Origin of the sequence: Streptomyces sp. NPDC050743 (genome assembly GCF_044456925.1) — a bacterium.
GTDB lineage: Bacteria > Actinomycetota > Actinomycetes > Streptomycetales > Streptomycetaceae > Streptomyces.
In genome coordinates this window covers 19,592-38,277 of sequence record NZ_JBITGJ010000050.1, presented here as the reverse complement: position 1 = coordinate 38,277, position 18,686 = coordinate 19,592, and the positions used below count along the sequence as shown (strand labels likewise).

General features: G+C 72.2%; 20 protein-coding genes. 9 read left to right on the top strand and 11 right to left on the bottom strand.

Annotation, left to right across the window (positions count from 1 at the left end):
* The first annotated feature begins 616 nt into the window (after nucleotides 1-616).
* From ACIBJF_RS34050 to ACIBJF_RS34030, 5 genes are all read left to right on the top strand, one after another.
* Nucleotides 617-955 carry a MerR family transcriptional regulator gene (locus ACIBJF_RS34050; RefSeq protein WP_399179589.1) on the top strand — a complete coding sequence of 113 codons (339 nt, stop codon included), beginning with the start codon at nucleotides 617-619 and terminating at the stop codon, nucleotides 953-955.
* A 229-nt stretch (nucleotides 956-1,184) separates the two neighbouring features.
* Nucleotides 1,185-1,388 (top strand): cold-shock protein, encoded by a 204-nt coding sequence (locus tag ACIBJF_RS34045; protein WP_007383480.1) that lies wholly within the window; start codon nucleotides 1,185-1,187, stop codon nucleotides 1,386-1,388.
* A 177-nt stretch (nucleotides 1,389-1,565) separates the two neighbouring features.
* A complete protein-coding gene (locus ACIBJF_RS34040) occupies nucleotides 1,566-3,122 on the top strand; it encodes a DEAD/DEAH box helicase (protein ID WP_399179588.1) in 1,557 nt (518 codons plus the stop codon).
* A gap of 49 nt (nucleotides 3,123-3,171) precedes the next feature.
* Nucleotides 3,172-3,579, top strand: a complete 408-nt coding sequence (locus tag ACIBJF_RS34035) for a CBS domain-containing protein (protein ID WP_399179586.1) — start codon at nucleotides 3,172-3,174, stop codon at nucleotides 3,577-3,579.
* Between the two features lie 77 nt (nucleotides 3,580-3,656).
* Entirely contained in the window at nucleotides 3,657-3,944 is a 288-nt protein-coding gene (locus ACIBJF_RS34030) for an SCO5918 family protein (protein ID WP_399179584.1), read from the top strand.
* A gap of 257 nt (nucleotides 3,945-4,201) precedes the next feature.
* Here the strand turns inward: ACIBJF_RS34030 and ACIBJF_RS34025 are convergent, their stop codons facing one another.
* The 6 genes from ACIBJF_RS34025 to ACIBJF_RS34000 all read right to left on the bottom strand — a co-directional run bounded on the left by ACIBJF_RS34025 (nucleotide 4,202) and on the right by ACIBJF_RS34000 (nucleotide 7,592).
* Nucleotides 4,202-4,711 carry a DinB family protein gene (locus tag ACIBJF_RS34025; protein WP_399179583.1) on the bottom strand — a complete coding sequence of 170 codons (510 nt, stop codon included), beginning with the start codon at nucleotides 4,709-4,711 and terminating at the stop codon, nucleotides 4,202-4,204.
* A gap of 176 nt (nucleotides 4,712-4,887) precedes the next feature.
* Nucleotides 4,888-5,244 carry a hypothetical protein gene (locus tag ACIBJF_RS34020; protein WP_399179581.1) on the bottom strand — a complete coding sequence of 119 codons (357 nt, stop codon included), beginning with the start codon at nucleotides 5,242-5,244 and terminating at the stop codon, nucleotides 4,888-4,890.
* Between the two features lie 178 nt (nucleotides 5,245-5,422).
* Nucleotides 5,423-5,758 (bottom strand): hypothetical protein, encoded by a 336-nt coding sequence (locus ACIBJF_RS34015; protein WP_399179580.1) that lies wholly within the window; start codon nucleotides 5,756-5,758, stop codon nucleotides 5,423-5,425.
* 270 nt (nucleotides 5,759-6,028) lie between these two features.
* A complete protein-coding gene (locus ACIBJF_RS34010) occupies nucleotides 6,029-6,445 on the bottom strand; it encodes an arsenate reductase ArsC (RefSeq protein WP_399179579.1) in 417 nt (138 codons plus the stop codon).
* A gap of 26 nt (nucleotides 6,446-6,471) precedes the next feature.
* Nucleotides 6,472-7,215 (bottom strand): aquaporin, encoded by a 744-nt coding sequence (locus tag ACIBJF_RS34005; RefSeq protein ID WP_399179577.1) that lies wholly within the window; start codon nucleotides 7,213-7,215, stop codon nucleotides 6,472-6,474.
* The gene (locus ACIBJF_RS34000) at nucleotides 7,212-7,592 is read right to left on the bottom strand and encodes an ArsR/SmtB family transcription factor (protein ID WP_399179576.1); all 381 of its coding nucleotides are present in this window, start codon (nucleotides 7,590-7,592) and stop codon (nucleotides 7,212-7,214) included. Before ACIBJF_RS34000 ends, ACIBJF_RS34005 begins: the two co-directional genes overlap by 4 nt.
* An 87-nt stretch (nucleotides 7,593-7,679) precedes the next feature.
* Between ACIBJF_RS34000 and ACIBJF_RS33995 the strand changes: the two genes are divergently transcribed.
* Nucleotides 7,680-8,144 (top strand): ArsI/CadI family heavy metal resistance metalloenzyme, encoded by a 465-nt coding sequence (locus tag ACIBJF_RS33995; RefSeq protein ID WP_399179574.1) that lies wholly within the window; start codon nucleotides 7,680-7,682, stop codon nucleotides 8,142-8,144.
* A 78-nt stretch (nucleotides 8,145-8,222) separates the two neighbouring features.
* Here ACIBJF_RS33995 and ACIBJF_RS33990 read toward each other — a convergent pair whose 3' ends face one another.
* Nucleotides 8,223-9,056, bottom strand: a complete 834-nt coding sequence (locus ACIBJF_RS33990; RefSeq protein ID WP_399179572.1) for a TrmB family transcriptional regulator — start codon at nucleotides 9,054-9,056, stop codon at nucleotides 8,223-8,225.
* 280 nt (nucleotides 9,057-9,336) lie between these two features.
* On the opposite strand from ACIBJF_RS33990, the gene ACIBJF_RS33985 reads away from it, so the two are divergent.
* Nucleotides 9,337-10,596, top strand: coding sequence for a S8 family serine peptidase (locus ACIBJF_RS33985; protein WP_399179570.1), 1,260 nt, complete (start codon nucleotides 9,337-9,339; stop codon nucleotides 10,594-10,596).
* Nucleotides 10,597-10,663: 67 nt separating this feature from the next.
* Here the strand turns inward: ACIBJF_RS33985 and ACIBJF_RS33980 are convergent, their stop codons facing one another.
* The 4 genes from ACIBJF_RS33980 to ACIBJF_RS33965 form a co-directional block, all read right to left on the bottom strand.
* Entirely contained in the window at nucleotides 10,664-12,919 is a 2,256-nt protein-coding gene (locus ACIBJF_RS33980; protein ID WP_399179568.1) for a transglycosylase domain-containing protein, read from the bottom strand.
* Between the two features lie 20 nt (nucleotides 12,920-12,939).
* Nucleotides 12,940-15,228, bottom strand: coding sequence for a bifunctional polysaccharide deacetylase/glycosyltransferase family 2 protein (locus tag ACIBJF_RS33975; protein ID WP_399179566.1), 2,289 nt, complete (start codon nucleotides 15,226-15,228; stop codon nucleotides 12,940-12,942).
* A 13-nt stretch (nucleotides 15,229-15,241) separates the two neighbouring features.
* The gene (locus ACIBJF_RS33970) at nucleotides 15,242-16,036 is read right to left on the bottom strand and encodes a hypothetical protein (protein WP_399179564.1); all 795 of its coding nucleotides are present in this window, start codon (nucleotides 16,034-16,036) and stop codon (nucleotides 15,242-15,244) included.
* Nucleotides 16,037-16,113: 77 nt separating this feature from the next.
* Nucleotides 16,114-16,605, bottom strand: a complete 492-nt coding sequence (locus ACIBJF_RS33965) for a DUF1877 family protein (protein WP_399179562.1) — start codon at nucleotides 16,603-16,605, stop codon at nucleotides 16,114-16,116.
* A gap of 473 nt (nucleotides 16,606-17,078) precedes the next feature.
* Between ACIBJF_RS33965 and ACIBJF_RS33960 the strand changes: the two genes are divergently transcribed.
* Both ACIBJF_RS33960 and ACIBJF_RS33955 read left to right on the top strand, forming a co-directional pair.
* Nucleotides 17,079-17,711: an RNA polymerase sigma factor gene (locus ACIBJF_RS33960; protein WP_399179560.1), complete on the top strand. Its 633-nt coding sequence runs from the start codon at nucleotides 17,079-17,081 to the stop codon at nucleotides 17,709-17,711.
* Between the two features lie 132 nt (nucleotides 17,712-17,843).
* On the top strand, nucleotides 17,844-18,656 hold the full coding sequence (locus ACIBJF_RS33955; protein ID WP_399179558.1) for a hypothetical protein: 813 nt from the start codon (nucleotides 17,844-17,846) through the stop codon (nucleotides 18,654-18,656).
* Nucleotides 18,657-18,686: the final 30 nt, after the last annotated feature.

Below are 18,686 nucleotides of genomic sequence, written 5' to 3'. Positions count from 1 at the left end.
CCCGTGGAACCGCCCGAACAGCCCGCCACTTCAGCCGCCCGACCGCTGATAGCCGCCGCCGACCCTGACCACCGCCCGGACGCCGACACTCGGCCAGCGGATCGCCGTGGAGCCGGCCGGACCCGGAGGCGAGACCCACCTCATCACCGGGGACTGCGGCACCGTAGGGCGCCGGGTGCTCCCCGTGGAACCGCCCGAACAGCCCGCCACTTCAGCCGCCCGACCGCTGATAGCCGCCGCCGACCCTGACCACCGCCCGGACGCCGACACTCGGCCACACCCGGCGCCCGGCCGGCACGACGGGGAAGGCGCGATGAGGCACGCGGCCCGTCGGTAGCCCATGGCCCAAAGGAGGCGCCCGCGGTCTTCGAGCGGTGCCGCATCGTCCGCGCCTCGACCGGGGCCCGCACGACCCGTCCCGGCATCGTGGATCCGAGCGAGGTGACCTTCGTACCGCGGCTGGTGCGGCCGCAGGCGGAAATCTGTCACGGCGAGGCCACATCTCCGCGCCCTGCGGAGTTAGGGTTGCCGGACGAGGCAGATGGCGCCGAGTCGTCGAAGCGCGGGTGCCACGCACGCCCGGGTTCCCCCGCCGCGTCCCCGAAACGAAGGTGCTATGCCCGCCGAGAACGCCCCTGTCGCCGGCAACCTCGACGACGACGACTACCCCGCCTACACGATGGGGCGGGCCGCGGACGTTCTCGGCACCACCCCCGCCTTCCTCCGCGCCGTCGGCGAAGCCGGGCTGATCACTCCCCTGCGTTCGGAAGGCGGCCACCGCCGGTACTCCCGCCGCCAGTTGCGCGTCGCCGCCCGCGCCCGCGAGCTGGTCGACCAGGGCACCCCCGTCGAGGCCGCGTGCCGCATCGTCTCCCTGGAGGACCAGCTCGACGACGCCCTGCGGCGGAACCGGGACATACGCCGGAAGCTGGACGAGCGCGACGCGGATATCTAGTCCCGCCGGTACAGAATTACGGGCGGCGCCGGGACGAGAATTACCGGACGCGCCCAAAACATCATGGGCGCTGCCACCCGACTGTGTTAGCGTGATAGCAGTTGCAGTTTTGGTTGCCAGAGATTTTTTCTTTGCAGAGCTTTCCGGATCTTTCCGGAGGGGTGATCATCGCGGCGACTCGGCTCCGCAAAGTGCGGAGTCCGGCACTGCCCCCCAAGGGAGATTCAATATGGCATCTGGCACCGTGAAGTGGTTCAACGCGGAAAAGGGCTTCGGCTTCATCGAGCAGGACGGCGGCGGCGCTGACGTGTTCGCCCACTACTCGAACATCGCCACCAGCGGCTTCCGCGAGCTTCAGGAAGGCCAGAAGGTGACCTTCGACGTCACGCAGGGCCAGAAGGGCCCGCAGGCCGAGAACATCGTTCCCGCCTGACGCTGACGCGAATCGTCGCGAGCCAATGGTTCGCGCATGATGTGGCTGGGGCCCGCGCTCTTGGGCGCGGGTCCCAGCTTTTCTCTTTTTTTCTTCGGCTCATTCTTGTGATTCCTGGTACGGCCGCGCGCCGCCGGTGGGAATTCCTCGATACGCCGCATCGAGGAAGGTTCCACCATGAACCGCACCCGTCGCACCGGCGGCAGTTCCAGTCGCTTCCACACGGACCAGAGCCGCTCCCGCACCGACAAGAGTTCCGCGCGCTCGGCAGGGTCCGCCCGCGGCGGCCGCTTCCGTGGTCAGGAGACGGGCCGGCAGGGCCCCCGTCCGGCCACCGGGCGCAAGGGCGGCCAGGGAACGCGCTCCACCGCACGCGGACAGGAGTTCGCGCTGCCGGTCACCCTCACCGAGCCGCTGCCGGCGGTCGAGACGTTCGCCGAACTGGACATGCCCGCACGGCTGCTGGCCGCCCTCGGCGCCGAGGGCGTGACCGTTCCCTTCCCGATCCAGGCGGCCACGCTGCCGAACGCGCTGGCCGGCCGGGACGTTCTGGGCCGGGGCCGTACGGGCTCGGGCAAGACGCTCGCCTTCGGCCTGCCGCTGCTGGCCCGCCTGGACGGTCAGCGCGCCCAGCCCCGGCAGCCGCTCGCCCTCGTCCTCGTCCCGACCCGGGAACTGGCCCAGCAGGTCACCGACGCGCTCACCCCCTACGCCCGCGCCCTGCGCCTGCGGCTCGCCACCGTGGTGGGCGGCGTGTCGATCGGCCGTCAGACGAGTGCGCTGCGCGCCGGAGCCGAGGTCGTCGTCGCCACGCCGGGCCGCCTCAAGGACCTCATCGAGCGAGGAGCCTGCCGGCTGGACCAGGTCGCCGTCACCGTCCTGGACGAGGCCGACCAGATGGCCGACATGGGTTTCATGCCGCAGGTGACCGCGCTGCTCGACCAAGTCCCCTCGCGCGGCCAGCGGTTGCTGTTCTCGGCCACCCTGGACCGCAACATCGACCTCCTGGTGCGCCGCTACCTCCACGACCCCGTCGTGCACTCGGTCGACCCGTCCGCGGGAGCCGTCGCCACCATGGAGCACCATCTGCTGCATGTGCACGACGCCGACAAGCACACCGCCGCGACCGAGATCGCCGCCCGCGACGGGCGCGTGATGATGTTCCTGGACACCAAGCACGCGGTCGACCGGCTGGCCAAGCACCTGCTGTCCGTCGGGGTGCGTGCCGCGGCCCTGCACGGAGGGAAGTCCCAGCCGCAGCGCAACCGGACGCTCGCCCAGTTCAAGGACGGCCATGTCACGGTCCTGGTGGCCACCAACGTGGCCGCCCGCGGAATCCATGTCGCGGGCCTCGACCTCGTCGTGAACGTCGACCCCCCGAACGACCACAAGGACTACCTGCACCGCGGCGGCCGTACCGCCCGCGCCGGCGAGTCCGGCACCGTCGTCACCCTCGTCCTGCCGCACCAGCGGCGCGCGATGGACCGGCTGATGGCCGACGCCGGAATCACCCCGCGTGCCGTCCGGGTCCGTCCCGGCGAGGCGGAGTTGCAGCGCATCACCGGCGCCCGGACCCCCTCCGGCGTGCCCGTCACCGTCACCCCGCCGGTCGACGGGCCGCGCGAGGGCGCGGGATCCACCGGCCGGAGCCGCAGAGGCCGGGCCGGCGGTCGTGGCGGGAGCGACCGGACCGCCGCCCGAGCCCGTCGCTTCGCCTCGAGGAAGAACGCATAGCCCGACCCGGCCCGCCCAGCCCGCCCGGCCCGACGAAGAGGAGAAGCCCTTGACGCCGATTCCGCCCCGCACACGACAGGCCGACGGCGCCGACGGCACCGGTCTGACCGCACGTGACGCCATGCATGCTCCCGGGCCCCAGGTCGACGACCACATGGCGGTCGACGTGGCCCTGTCCGTGCTCATCGGGGCCCGCGTCCCGCACCTGCTCCTACGGGACGAGGACGGGCGGTGTGCGGGACTGGTCACCCGGGACCAGCTCGCCGCACACCGCGGCGGCACGTGGTACAGCGACCGCACGCGGCTGCGGGACATCCCGCTCGACCGCGGACCGTTCACCTCGTCCATGGCCGTGCTCAGCGAGGCGGAAGCCGCCATGCGGGGCCGGACCCTGGACGTGTCCCCCGTGATCGACGAGCACGGCTACGCCCTGGGGGTCCTCGCTCTCACGCCCTGAGCGTCGTCCCCCCGCCCGGCCGCCGTCGCGCGGTCGGCCTCTCCGGCGTCCTTCCCCATCCCCCTGTGGAGGCATCCATGCGCTGTGTCATCGCCCGTTTCCCCTTCGACCTGATCAAAAGCGAGGTCGAGCAGTCCATGAGCGGCATCACGCCCGAACCCGTCACCGGCGTGTCCGTGACCATCAACCGCCACGTCTACCCCGTGATGCAGGTCGGCGAGGTGATCACCAGGCAGAACCGCCGGGACTTCACGGTGGTCGAGATGCGCCGGGCACTGACCCGACTCGGCTTCACCTGCCACGACGCGTCCCCGGCCGCGCCGGCCCGGGACGCACGAGCCGGCGAGGATGCGCTCGGCTGGTGAAATCCGGGAACGACGGCAGGTGATGCGCCGTCCGCCGGTTGGAAGCCGAAGGATGTGGCACCCGGCTAGTGGCCGGCCGGACGCGCGAACCGCGTCCCGTAGGGGCCAACGGTTCGGCACTGAGCCGCGAGCCGCACGAGGGCGGTACCGGCTGGTTCCCCGGTTGTCGCCGTGAGGGCTGCTCCGGCGACAACCGGTGTGGCATGTCCGAACCGGGAGGGCCGGCCCCGGGTCCATTTCCGTCGCGGGCGCTCGGGTCAGGCGCCGACCGTGCCGTCGACTCCCTCGCGGAGGAAGTCCGCGTGGCCGTTGTGGCGGCCGTACTCCAGGATCATGTGGAGCATCACCATCCGCAAGGACACGTCCTCGCCCCAACGCGGCTGGTAACCGGCGAGGTCCAGGGACTCGGCCTCGCGCTCGATACGGCGCGAGTGCTCGACCTCGGCCTCCCACACCGCGAACGCCTCCTCGGCGCTCGCGCCCGTGGTGTCGTACGCGGCCTGGAAGTCGAACTCCTTGTCCGACCAGAGCATCGGGGTGGCGTTGTCGTCGAACACCCGGCGGAACCAGGCGCGTTCGACCTCGGCCATGTGCCGGACCAGGGCGAGCAGGGAGAGGGTGGACGGCGGGCTCGACCGCTCCTTGAGCTGCTCCTCCGTCAGGCCCTCGCACTTCATCGCCAGGGTCGCCCGGTGGAACTCCAGGAACGCCCGCAGCGTCTCGCGCTCCGTACCGAACAGGGGCGGGCCGATGCGTTCGACGGTCACGGTGGGATCCTCCCGGGGGCACGCTGGGGCGTCGAAGGTACCGCGCCCCGGCGGCCGCCGGGAACCAGGGGATGCCGACGGCCAGGCCGGCAGCGGAGGTTCTCTTGCTCCGCTCCGGTGGAACCCCCAGGCAGAGCCTGAGGACCGATCAGCGCGTCCGGTCGGCTTCTCCCCGACTAGTCGGGCTCGTCCCGCACCGGGTCGAGGTGGATGACCTGCCCGTTCCTGCCGTTGTGTCCTCTTCTGCCGTTGTGGCCCGGCCTGCCGGGATGACCGTCCCTGCCGTGCCGGCCCGTTGTGCCTGGCGGGCCAGTAGGACCGGCCGCACCCGAGGGACCTGAGGGTCCGGGCGGGCCGGGCGGGCCCTGCGTGACGCCGTCGCCCTGGAGGTCGATGCGTCGTGACCGGATTGTGTCGAGCTGCTGCTGGTGGGCGACGATCGCAGCTGACTGCGCGGCGAGCGCGATGGTCAGCAGTGCGCCGAGCAGAAGGCGGCGCTGCGGGCCGCGCAACGCCTCGTTCACGTTTCTCACATCGTTCCTCACACTGTGTGACGGCAGCGAGCACGTAGACCGTATTCACTTGCTCAAGGCGCGACTTCACGGCCTGGCCGAAGCGGGCGCGCCAGGGGCTGGGGCACGGACCCGCCCCCGGGCGAGCGTCCGCAACCGCGATGGCGTCATCCGGTCTCGCAAGCCTGCGGTCGAGGGTCTAGCTCGACGCAGGCGCCGGCGGGGCGACAGCGTCCTTCCCGTTGGTCCCGTCCTTCCCCTCCCTCCCGTTGGTCCCGTCCTTCCCGTCCTTACCGTCGGTTCCGTCCTTGCCCGGCGGGCCGATGGGGCCGGCAGGACCGCGAGGGCCGGAGGGGCCGGACGGACCGGAGGGGCCGGGCACGAGGCGTTGGTCCTGGAAGTCGATGGGCTGGGTCTGCAGATCGTCGATCTGCACCTGCTGGGCGACGAGCGCGGCCGACTGCGCGACAAGCGCAACGGTCAGCACTGCGCCGAGCACATGGTTGCGCTGCGGGCTGCGCAGCGCTTCGATCACGCTTCTCACATTGGTCCTCACGCTGTGTGACGGCGAAAGTGTAAATGACGAAGGCTTTGCAGTGGTGGAGCTCCATGTCCGGGTGTCCGCCCCAGGCACCCCCGAACGCCACACGCACATGCCGCCCCCCGGGGGGCCGGACACGCAGTGGTTCAGCGCTCGTCTTCGCAGGTCGGCTCAGGTAGGGCGACTCGGCCGCCGGCCTGCGGCCGAGCAAATGACGTCATCAGCATGGGCGAACACAAAATATTGTGAGCCGGTATGAAACGGTCAGCCCAACGGGGCGATCTCGTCGATGAGGCCGCGCACGCGCCTCTCGATCTCGTCGCGGATCGGGCGGACGGCTTCGACTCCCTGCCCCGCGGGGTCGGGGAGCTCCCAGTCGAGGTAGCGCTTGCCGGGGAACACCGGGCAGGTGTCACCGCAGCCCATCGTGATCACGACGTCGGACGCCTGGACCGCCTCCACGGTGAGCACCTTGGGCACCTCGGCCGCGATGTCGATGCCGGCTTCGGTCATGGCCGCGACGACAGCGGGGTTGACGCTGTCGGCGGGTGCGGAGCCGGCGGAGCGCACCTGGACGCGGTCGCCTGCCAGGTGGGTGAGGAAGGCGGCGGCCATCTGGGAGCGCCCGGCGTTGTGGACGCAGACGAACAGGACGCGGGGGCGCCGGTCGGCAGGGGTCATGGCGGGGTTCTTTCCGGTGCGGCGGGTCAGGAGCGGGAGGGTGCGGCGAGTTCGGGGTCGCCCGGGGCGGGGACGGCGGCCGCCTGCCTGGGCGCCGGGTGGGCGAACACGCAGGCCACGAGTCCGAGGCCGAGTACGGCCCCGGCGATCTGTGCCGCGATGAACGGGCCGACCGAGGCGGGAGCGATGCCGGCGAACGTGTCGGTGAAGGCGCGGCCGATGGTGACGGCCGGGTTGGCGAACGACGTGGAGGACGTGAACCAGTAGGCCGCTCCGATGTAGGACGCCACGGCCACCGGCGCGAGGCGGTCCCGGCCGGTGCGTCCGAGCCCGAGGACGAGCAGCACCAGCCCTGCGGTGGCGACCAGTTCGCCCAGCCACAGGTGACCCGCGGAACGGTCGTGGGTGGACCAGTGCACCAGGGGCTTGGCGAACATGCCGTCGGCCAGGACGGCGCCGCCGATCGCCCCGGCCGTCTGCGCCGGGAGGTACGCGGCGACGTCCCGAAGGGTCGGCCCGCCGGGGGTGCGCCGGCCGGTGAACCAGGCCGCGAGTGTGACGACGGGGTTGAAGTGCGCGCCGGAGACCGGGCCGAGCAGCGCGATGAGCACGCCCAGACCGAACACGGTGGCCAGGGAGTTGGCGAGCAACTGCACGCCGACGTCATGGGTCAGTCCGGTGGCCTGGATGCCGGAGCCGACCACCACCGCGACCAGCGCGGCCGACCCCACCGCTTCGGCGAGGGCGCGGCGCCCGAGTGAGGCGCTCACGTGGTTGCCTCGGTCTTCCGGGTGGTGGTCAGGAACGCGGAGAGCCGGTCCAGGGCGCCGGGCAGCACCCGGTAGTAGACCCACGTGCCCCGGCGCTCGCAGTCGATCAGGCCCGCCTGCCGGAGCAGTTTGAGGTGATGGGAGATCGTCGGCTGGGACAGGTCGAAGGCCGGGGTCAGGTCACACACGCAGACCTCGCCGCCCGCCCGTGAAGCGATCAGCGACAACAGGCGCAGCCGTACGGGATCGCCCAGGGCCTTGAACACCTTCGCCAGCTCTGCGGCCTGGTCCTCGTCCAGGGGAGCGGTCGGCACCTCCGGGCAGCACGCTCCGGCCTCGTCGGTCCGACCGAGCACCACCAGCTCTTGATTCGACATGCGTCTATATTGACATCCTTCGATTCAGGGGCGCAATCTTGCCTCTTGAATCGACAGGCATCAATGCAACCCGATGGGAGCCCTGCCATGTCTCGCGCTCAACTAGCCCTGCGCGTCAGCGACCTGGAAGCGTCGATCACCTTCTACTCGAAGCTGTTCGGCACCGAACCGGCCAAGCGGCGCGAGGGGTACGCCAACTTCGCCATTGCCGAGCCCCCGCTCAAGCTCGTTCTGATCGAGGGCGAGCCCGGCGAGGACACACGCCTCGACCATCTCGGCGTCGAGGTCGACTCCACCGACCAGGTCCACGCCGCCACCGCCCGGCTCAGGCACGCCGGCCTCGCCACCTTCGAGGAGAACGACACCTCCTGCTGCTACGCCCTCCAGGACAAGGTCTGGGTGCACGGCCCCGGCAAGGAGCCATGGGAGGTGTACGTGGTCAAGGCCGACGCCGACCCCCTCGGCAAGAACGCCGGCCCCGACACCACCGGCGACGCCTGCTGCTCCTCCCAGGCCGCCGAGCCGTCCTCCGCGTCAGCCGGTTGCGGCTGAACCGTCAGCTCGCGAGCACCCGCCGGCGGGCCCTTCGCGCGCCCGACTGCCCCACGAGCGCCCGGACAGCGGCACGCCTTACGGGGCGGGGCGGCTTCGCTCGTCGTCATGAAGGGCGGGCGCGGCGTTCGTCCACACCGTGTGGAAGGCCAGCCGCAGACAGCCCGCGAGGGCCGGGTGCTCGATGAAGAGGGTGGTGGTGGAGTCGGCGCCGGCCACGGGGTCGGGCATGTCGCACAGGACCAGGGAAGCGTCCGCGATGACCAGTTTCAGGGGTAGTTCGGGGGCGAATCGGGCCTCCTCCCCCGCCGCGGCGAAGCGCCGTACGTGGTCCACCGTCTCGGGGTCGCTCAGGGTGTCATCGAGGTAGATCGCGCGGACGGTGCCGCCCGAGCGGTGCAGGCGGTGGACCACCGCGAGGCCGTCCGCGTTCTCGGCGGGGGCGACGAACGGGGGTTTGCAGAAGGTGAGCAGTTCGTGCCGCGCCTGCCGCTGGATGTCGGCGAAGCGTTCGGTGATCGCCTTCGGGTCGCGCAGGATCTCGATGTAGTCCAGCGGGTCGGTGTGGTCCCGGCCCTGGGACCACAGGGGCTGGAGGATGCCGGCCAAGTCCTGCGAGACCCGCTCCAGCCGGTCGACGGACTCCCGTTGCGCGGCCATCAGACGGGCGAGGGCCAGTTCGGGCGTGACGGCGGAGTACGTGGCCACCCGACCGGGGTGGGTGGTGGCCAGGTGCCGCCGTACGAGGGCGTCGAGCACGTCGTACACGCGCTGGCGCGGCACGTCGGCCTCCCGCGCCACCTCGGCGGCCGTGTAAGAACCACGCCTGATGAGGGTCAGGTAGACCCGTGCCTCGTACCGGGCCAGGCCCAGCGACATCAGGTCGTTGATGGTTCCGTCTTCAAGCTCCATGGCTGCACAACGTACCGGGCGTGGACGGGGAGTTGGGTTCGAGTTTTTACCAACCGGCCCTGTTCTCTTCGGCACATTGTCCATAGCCTCATGTGTAGCCACCACTGACCGGGGTGGCAGCATCAGCGAGATGCCCGACAGACAGTCGGCTCCCATCGGCCACCCCCAGCGGAAAAGGGATTGTCATGAACATGACCAGTACGGCTGGTCATGCCATGGCCGACCCCCATCCGGCCGTCGGTGCGGAGCCGCCATCCATCCCCCCACGGAGGGCAGTTCATTGCAGTCTCACCGCAGAAGGAACCTGATACGCCGCGGCGCGCCCGCGCTCCTGTCCGCAGCGGCTCTGATCACCGGCGGCCTGGCGGTCGCCACCCAGTCGGCGGCCTTCGCCTCCTCCACCACTTCCTCCAGCACTTCCTCCACCACGTCCGCCGTGCACACGCGGCAGCTGTGTGCGGAGCCCGGCAAGCCCGGCTACATGGCCTGCCAGGCGGTCGTCCGCACCGACCTGACACCGCGGAAGTCCCTCGGCCGGCACGACACCCCCAAGGGCTTCGGGCCGGCCGATCTGCAGGCCGCCTACAACCTCCCCAAGGACGGCGGCAAGGGCGCCACCGTCGCGATCGTCGACGCGAACGACGACCCCAACGCCGAGAAGGACCTGGCGGCCTACCGGTCCCAGTACGGCCTGCCGGAGTGCAGCACGGGCAACGGCTGCTTCAAGAAGATCGACCAGGACGGCGGCACGAACTACCCGACGCCGGACGCTGGCTGGGCCGGTGAGATCTCCCTCGACGTCGACATGGTCAGCGCGGCCTGCCCGCAGTGCCACATCCTGCTCGTCGAGGCCAAGTCCGCCAGTATGGACGACCTCGGCGCGGCCGTGAACCAGGCGGTCAAGCAGGGCGCCGAGTACGTGTCCAACAGCTACGGCGGCAGCGAGGAGGCAGCCGACGCCTCCGCCGACGACAAGTACTTCAAGCACCCCGGCGTCGCCATCACCGTCAGCTCCGGCGACAGCGGCTACGGCACCGAGTACCCGGCCGCCTCGCAGTACGTGACGGCCGTCGGCGGCACCTCGCTCAAGAAGGACGGCAGCACCCGCGGCTGGTCCGAGTCCGTGTGGGGCACCTCCGCCGGCGGCGACGGAGCGGGCTCGGGCTGCTCGCAGTTCGACGCCAAGCCGTCCTGGCAGAAGGACACCGGCTGCGCCAAGCGGGCCGTCGCCGACGTCGCGGCCGTCGCCGACCCGGCCACCGGTCTCGCCGTCTACGACACCTACCAGGCCGGCGGCTGGAACGTGTACGGCGGCACCAGTGCCTCGGCTCCGCTCGTCGCCGGCGTCTACGCCCTCGCGGGCACTCCGGGCTCCGGTGACGTCCCGGAGTCCTACCCCTACGCCCACCCGGACAAGCTGAACGACGTCACCGACGGCTCCAACGGGTCCTGCGGCACCTACCTGTGCAAGGCGGGCAAGGGCTACGACGGGCCGACGGGTCTCGGCACCCCGAACGGCGTCGCCGCCTTCACCAAGTAACAGAGCGAACCGAACGGATCACTTCGCCCCGCCGGTCGTCCGGCGGGGCGAAGTGCCGCCAAGACCGTCAACGGCACTTGTGCGCATGGCACTTGGTGGGCGCCGGTTGCTGGCCCGGCTTGGGGGTCACTGTGGCGGTCGGCCGCTTGCCCGGCCTGTCGGCGTGTTTCCGGGTCGGGCTGGGCTTGGGCGACGGCATGCCGGGCTCGTTGCTGCCGGCGCCCAGGGACGCCGGGGTGGCGAACGGAAGGTCGGGCAGGCCGGACAGGGCGTCGCGCATGTACCGGGTCCAGATCTCGGTCGGGATGTCCCCGCCGAACACCTTCTGCAGGCCGCCGACACCGGCCAGGGACTGCAGCTGCGGGTGGGCCGGATCCTCCTTGAACAGCACGACCGACGTGGTGAGTTGCCGGGTGTAGCCGATGAACCAGGCCGAGCGGTAGTCGTCGGTGGTCCCGGTCTTGCCCGCCGCCGTACGGCCGAGGGCCTGGGCCTTGGTGCCGGTGCCCCGGGCGATGACGCCCTTGAGGACGTCGGTCACGTTGTCGGCGACCGCCGCCGGCAGGGCCCGTACCGGGGCGGGGGCGGTGAAGCCGGGCACTACGGAACCGTTGTGGGTCACCTTGGTCACCGAGTACGGGTCGGCCTGCATCCCGGAGGCGGCGAAGGTCGCGTAGGCGCCCGCCATGCGGATGGCGCTCGGGGTGGAGGTGCCGATGTAGAAGCCGGCGCTGGACGCGGCGAGGCTCTGTGGGCGCAGGCCCAGGGTCTTCGCCGTGCGGGCCACGTCGTCGTAGCCGACGTCCTCGCCCAGCTGCACGTACGGCGTGTTGACCGACTGCTCCATCGCCGTGCGCAGGGAGATGTACCCCCAGCGGTGCGTGGTGTCGTTGTGCTGGTGGAGGAGGCCGGTGGGGTCCTTGTCGTCGGTGACGTAGTTGCCCTGCCGGTCCTTGATCTGGATGCCGTCGTCGCCGTCGAACTTGCTGCTCGGGGTGATCGGTGCCGGGGGCGTGCCGGGTTTCAGGACGGCCCCGTACTGGAGCGCGGAGGCGAGGACGACGGGTTTGAAGGTCGACCCCACCGGGACGCCGGAGGTGTCGGCGTTGTCCGAGTAGTGGGCCTGCTGGTAGCCGGGGCCGCCGTAGACGGCCAGGATCCGGCCGGTCGCCGGGTCCACCGAGGCGGCGCCGACCTGGACGTTCCGGTCGGCGGTCCGGTGGGCGGGGTCGAGGCGTTCCGTGCGTACCTTCGCGACGGCCTTGGCCAGTTCCGCCGTCCGCTTGCGGTCGAAGGTGGTGTGGATCTGGTAACCGCCCCGGCTCAGGCCGCTGTCGGTGATGCCGGGGTCGTGTGCCTGGACGTACGACCGGGCCAGCTGGACCAGATAGCCGGTCTGGCCGGTGAGCCCGGATCCGGGGGCCCACTTCCTGGGCGTCGGGAAGCCGGCCGCCGCGATGCGGGCGCGCTGCTGCTCCGTCAGCTTGCCGGTCTTGACCATCCGGTCCAGCACCCAGGACCAGCGGGCCTGCGCCCGGGCCCGGGCCGTGGGGTCGGTGTCCGCGTACTGGATGAGGCTCGGCTCGTTGACCGCGGCGGCGAGGAACGCGCCCTGGCTCACGGTGAGCTTCTCGACCGGGAGGCCGTAGTACACGCGGGCCGCGGCCTGGATGCCGTTGGCCTGCCGGCCGAAGTAGCAGGTGTTCAGATAGCCCTGGAGGATCTGCTGCTTGCTCATGCTCGCGCCGATCTTGGCGGAGATCAGCACCTCCTTGAACTTGCGGGAGAGCGTCTGCGACTGGTCGAGGTAGGTGTTCTTGACGAACTGCTGGGTGATCGTCGAGCCGGACTGGACGTTGCCGCCCTCGGCCATGTGCACGAGGGCGCGCGCGATGCCCTGCGGGTCGATGCCCGGGTCGGTGTAGAAGGAGGCGTTCTCGGCGGCGATGAAGTCACCCTGCACGTCGGCGGGGACCTGCGCCAGGGTGACGTTCTCCCGGTTGACGCTGCCGTCGGTCGCCAGCACGCTGCCGTCGGACCAGTAGTAGACGTTGTTCTGGAGCAGCGCCTTGGGGTTCGGGTCGGGAATGGTGATCGTGGCGTAGGCGTACCCGACCGCCGCGGCCACGGCGCCGACGCAGAACAGGAACGACGCCAGCACCTGACGCCACGACGGCAGCCAGCGGCGCGGACCGGTGCGGCCCGCCCTGGGATAGTCGATCCAACGTTTCCGCACGCCGGTACGGCGCCGCCTGCCGCGGACGGCCGCCGCACGGCTGCCGGAGCTGCCGCGCTGCGGCGGTCGGCGCCGGGTTCCGCTCATGGGCTCGGATCACTTTCCTTTCAGTACCACTGGGTGGTGTCGCGGGGGGCGGGCTGTCCGTGGCCGGCCGGGGGCACGGGTACCGGCGCGGGCCGGGGAGGCCCCCCGTACGGTGCCGCCGTGGTGTGGTCGTGGCCCGAGGGCCCGGGGAGGTCCGTGCCCGGCGGAGCCTGCAGGCTGCCGTAGCGCTCCATGCGCTGCCAGCGCAGGCGGGAGCCGGACACGGCGGTGAAGACGGACTGGATCACCACCAGGTACATCAGCTGCCGGTAGACGAACTGCTGGAGCGGCAGGCTCCACAGCGGGCCGGGGCGTTCGCCGTCCAGGCGGAAGGCGTACAGGCCCATGCCGAGTTGCAGCAGCAGGAAGGCCAGCCACAGGCCGGCGATCCGGAACGGGTCGAGGAAGACCAGGCCGTACACGGCGAAGATGTCCACGACCGGCGCGAGCAGCGGCAGCAGGACCTGGAAGAGGAGGAGGTAGACCAGGCCCCGGCGGCCCAGTTTGCCGGCGGCACCGCGCTGCACCAGCGCGCCGCGGTGCTTCCACATCGCCTGCAGGGTGCCGTAGCACCAGCGGTACCGCTGCCGCCACAGGGCGTTCAGGGACGCGGGTGCCTCCGTCCAGGCCACCGCCCCCTCCTCGTACACCACGCGCCAGCCGTCGCGGCACAGCGCCATGGTGAGGTCGGTGTCCTCGGCGAGGGTCACGTCGCTGACGCCGCCGAGGTCGAGCAGGGCCCGGCGGCGGAAGGCGCCGACCGCTCCGGGCACGGTCGGCATGCACTGGGCGAGGTCGAACAGCCGGCGGTCGAGGTTGAAGCCGATCACGTACTCGATGTGCTGCCAACGACCCAGCAGACCACCGCGGTTGACGACCTTGGCGTTGCCCGAGACGGCGCCCACCCGGGGGTCGGCGAAGGGCTGCACGAGGGTGCGGACGGTGCCGGGTTCGAAGACCGTGTCGCCGTCGACCATGACCACCAGCTCGCAGGAGGCCGCGGCGAGCCCGGTGTTGAGCGCGGCCGGTTTGCCGGCGTTCTCCTGCCGGATCACCCGCACCCCGGGCAGCCGCAGCGACTGCACCAGGTCCGCGGTGCCGTCGGTGGAGCCGTCGTCCACCACGATGACCTCCACCGGGTGGTCCGAGGCGACGAGGGACCGCACGGCCGCCTCGATCCCGGCGCTCTCGTTGTACGCGGGGACGATGACGCTGACCGGTTCGGTCACCGGCGGCCCCCAGGAGCGGCCCCGGCGCCCCGTCCGCAGCTTTCGGTGCCGGCGGGCCGCGATCAGCACGACCGCCGCGCGCAGCACGCTGATCACTCCGGCCGCGTACATCAGCACGGCCAGCAGCCGGACGGCCCAGTCGCCGGTCTTCAGCACGGCGATGAGGGCCATGCCCTGGAGGTGGTCGCCGAGGCCGGCGCGCTGGACGGGGCCGGCCATGCCGACCGCCGCGCCGACCGTCGCGAACCGGAAGCCGTGCGCCTTGAGCCGTGGGATCAGGGTGTTCAGGGCGGCGACGGTCTGGGAGCGGTCACCGCCGCCGTCGTGCATCAGCAGGATCTGCCCGGCGTGTCCGTGCGGGGTCGCGTTCGCGAGGATGCGGGCGGTGCCGGGTCGCTGCCAGTCCTCGGCGTCCTGGGTGGTGAGCACCGTGACATAGCCCGCCTGGTCGGCCTGCTTCAGGACGGACCAGTCGGCGTCGTCCAGCGCGGCGTTCTTCGAGGAGTACGGCGGCCTCAGCAGTGCGGTGGTGACCCCGGCCGCGCCGGCCACCGCGAGCTGTGTCTCGCGCAGTTCCAGGGAACGCTGCCATGGGGCGAGGCGGGCCAGGTCGGGGTGCGTGAAGGTGTGGATGCCGATCTGGTGGCCGTCGGCGAGCATCCGGCGGACCAGGTCCGGGTGGTCCACGACCTCGGTGCCGACGACGAAGAAGGTCGCGTGCACATGGTTGCGGCGCAGCACGTCGAGGATGCGCGGCGTCCAGGTGGGGTCGGGGCCGTCGTCGAAGGTCAGGGCGATGGTGCGGTCCTCGACCTGGACGGTGTGCGGGGCGCCGGCGGCGTTCGCGATCACCGGGCCGCCGTGGGCCACCCGGCCGGGCACCGCGTCGGCGCGGCCGCGGGCATGGGTCACGTCGTCCTGGCTGATCCCGAACATGTGGTGGGTGTAGCCCTGCAGCAGGAGGGCCGTCGACAGGGTCACCGCGAGCACGCTCAGCAGGAGCCAGTGGGTGCGCGGTGTGATCTGGCGGATGCGGCCGCGGCGGCGGGCGGGGGCGGTGCGGCGTCGGCGGTCGGTCACTTCGGGCCTTGGATCACTTCACGGGCTTGTGGGACGAGCCGAGGGCGCGCCCCTTCGACGACCGGGCGGGGGCCGAGGTGGAGGTCGGCGCGGTGGTCCCGGCGGGCGCCGCGGCGGGCCCGGCCGTGGCCGCGGGGGCGGTCGGGGCCGCCGTCCGGCCGGACGTCTTCCGCGCCGTGGGCCGGGGGGCGGCGTGCACCGCGGCCGGGTTCGCGCTCCCCGCCGGGCGGCCGGTGCCGGCGGGGGAGTCGGGCGTGGTCACGCCGGGCTTGGCCGGGTGCGCGGTGTCCGGCTGGGGGACGAACGGGGCGCTGACGCTCGGACCGCCCAGCAGGGTGCTGATCAGCAGGGCGACATAGCCGCCGGCGGGAATCATCAGCAGCCGGGCGGCGCGCAGCACGCGGCGCTGGCGTTGCCCCGAGGAGTCCACGAAGACGGGCCGCTCCGGCTCGCTCGCCGATGTGCCCGGCTCACCGTCCGGGACCGGTTCCGTCTCCCAGTTCTGCCCCGATCCCCAGTTCTGCTCCGACCAGCCCGGTTCCGGCACGAAAGGGATGGGCTGGGCGAAAGGGATGGGCTGTGTGTCGGTCTGCGGGGCCGGGGACGGCGCGGTGCGGACGTCCCCGTACGCGGCGTCCCACACCGCGGGCTGCGGGTACGGCCACTGCGCCTGAAGCGCGGCGTCGTACGACAGCGTGGCCGTGTCGGTGACGGCGCCGCCGCCCTCGTGACTATAGGCATACCCGTACCCGGCACCGCCGTACGGCTCCTCGCCGTACGTTCTGCCGCTTTCGTCCGTCCACCGCACGAGTCGTGTCCCCTGTCCTGGCCGACCGACACGGTCGTCCGCATGGACAGAGCGCGGCGGCCCGGAACTGTTACACCTCACCCCTCGGCAGCCACTGCGCACTCCTCGGGCTCCTCGGGCAGCCACTTCACCACCGCGTCCCCGCGCTCGGCCGTGTGCGTGTAGAACGCGGTCAGTTCCCGGTGCGCCGCCGCGAACGCACTCCACGTCTCGGGCTCCGCTCGCACGCCGCCGTAGCGCGGCAGCAGCGCGTCCCGGGCGAAGTGCCACAGGTCGTCGAAGTCGGCCATCGCCAGGTAGCCGGACACCCGGCGGGTCTGGGCCGCCGTCAGCACCAGCAGCGGTGGCTTGTGCCGGTCGGCGCGGAACACCGGCCGGCCGCCAAGCACCACCTGGGTCTGGGGCCGGTCCTGCGCAAGGGGGCGCGGGGAAGCGCCGGCGTAGATGCGCTCCTGGTCGCGGTAGCGGCGGACGGTCTCCGAGTCGCCCTCGAAAAGCCGTTCCAGCCAGGTCGAGCTGTTGCGCAGTGCCGGCGGCGGCACCGCTCGCAGACGAAGGTACGCGCTCATGCCACAAGGAGCGCACGAGGGCGCCGAAGCATCACGCGGCCGTAACGGGAGGAGGTCCGAACCGGCCGCCACCGGTGCGGGGCGCGAGGAGGCCGAGAGCGGTGCGGGGCGCGCGGGGCGGCCGGGCCCTGTGCAGTGGTCGTGGCCCTGGCCGCCTCATCCCTCTCCGTGCCGCCCAAGGGGGGGAGTCACGGACGACACGGAGAGGGGTCCGGGGCGGGCTTGCGGCAGCGGCGCGGGCGATCGGTCGGCCGGCCCGCGTGTACCGCACCCGGCACACTCCCCCAGCGCACCGCCCGCGGGAAACGTCACCCGGCCACGGCCGCCGGTCAACGGTGGCGGCGTGAGGGACTCCTGGTGCGTTGTGACATTTCTGTGAGCGCTGACGCTGGTCACTGTGGGGGGCCGTCGATGCGTCCGGAACGCGACGGACGGCAGGAAATCGCTATGGACCGGTGCGAACGAGGGCAATCTTGGGCCAGGTACGGCAACCCCGGCGCGTACAGGCGTACGACGGGGAACTCGGCGCGGCGGTCGCACGGGCCCAAGAGGGCGACGAGGCCGCCTTCGCGGTCGCCTACCGGTTCGTGCAGCCGGGTCTGCTCGGCTATCTGCACGGCATCGTCGGCGACGACGCCGAGGACGTGGCCGCCGACGCCTGGCTGGAGATAGCCCGCGACCTCGGGCGGTTCAAGGGCGACGGCGCCGGTTTCCGCGGCTGGACCGCGACCATCGCCCGGCACCGGGCGCTGGACCATCTGCGCCGCCAGCGGGTGCGGCCCCGGGCGGGCGGGACCGAGCAGGACGTGCTGGACCTGCCCGGTCCGCACAGCACCCATGAACAGGCCCTGGAGTCCCTCTCCACCGAGCGGGCCCTGGAACTGGTCCGCGGGCTGCCCCGGGACCAGGCCGAGGCCGTGCTGCTGCGGGTCGTGGTCGGACTCGACGGCCCCGCCGCCGCACGCGTCCTCGGCAAGCGCCCCGGAGCGGTGCGCACCGCGGCCCACCGGGGCCTGAAACGCCTCGCGCGCCAACTCGGAATCGGCGGCGATGCGGAGACGGGTGTGACGGATGGGGCCCCACGAACGCTGGGGGAGTCGACATGAACGACTCATGCCACAGCGGCCGGCGGACAGGTGCCGGGCCCGGCGCACCGCACGACCCGGTGCACCGAACGACCCGGTGCACCGAAGCAATCGAAACGGCCGGACAGGAACGGACGGGAACGGAAGACGGACATGGGTGAACGGCTGAGCGGCGACGGAGTCCAGGGCCGTCGACGTGTGCGGCCCGGCGCCGTGTCCGGCGCCGGGCCGGGTGCGGCTGAGGCCGCGCTGGAGACGGCGCTGGCCGCCGTCCTGCGCACCGGCGAACTCGACCCCCGGGCCGAGCAGCACGCCGTGGCCGCGTTCCGGGACGCTCGCGCCACGGGGACGCACCACGCACGGACCCGGCGGCGGGACGACTGGCGGCCGGCCGCGGAGCGGCGGGCCCGGCGCCCGCTGAAGATGACGTTCGGCGCGGTGTTCGCCAGCATCGCCCTGGGCGGTGTCGCCGTCGCCGCCATCGGCTCCGCCGGTTCGTCGACGGGCGGTACCGATGCCGGCCCGCATACCGGGCACCCGTCGGCGGTCGCCCCCGAGCGGCCGGGCGGTACGGCGCCGTCGGCTCCCTCCGACGGCAACCGGCCGGCGGACCGTCCGCCGTCCGCCAAGGACACCGAGGCCCACTGCCGTGCCTACGAGCAGGTCCGCAGCCGGGGCAAGGCGCTCGACGCGACGGCCTGGCAACGGCTCGTCACGGCCGCCGGCGGCGAGGACAAGGTCACCGCGTACTGCTCCGAACAGCTGACGCGGACGACCGCCACACCGAGCAGGCCGGCCGACCCGGGCAAGTCCGGCGACGCCGGCAAGGGCGACACGGGCACCTCGGGCAAGGGCACGTCCGGCAACGGCACGTCCGGCAACAACTCCGGCGGCGCCTCCGGCGGCACGGACAACACGTCCGGCAACGGCCAGGCGGGCGACGGCCGGAGCGGCGGAAAGCACTAGCCGGGTTGGCGCCGGTGCGGAGCGTCGGCG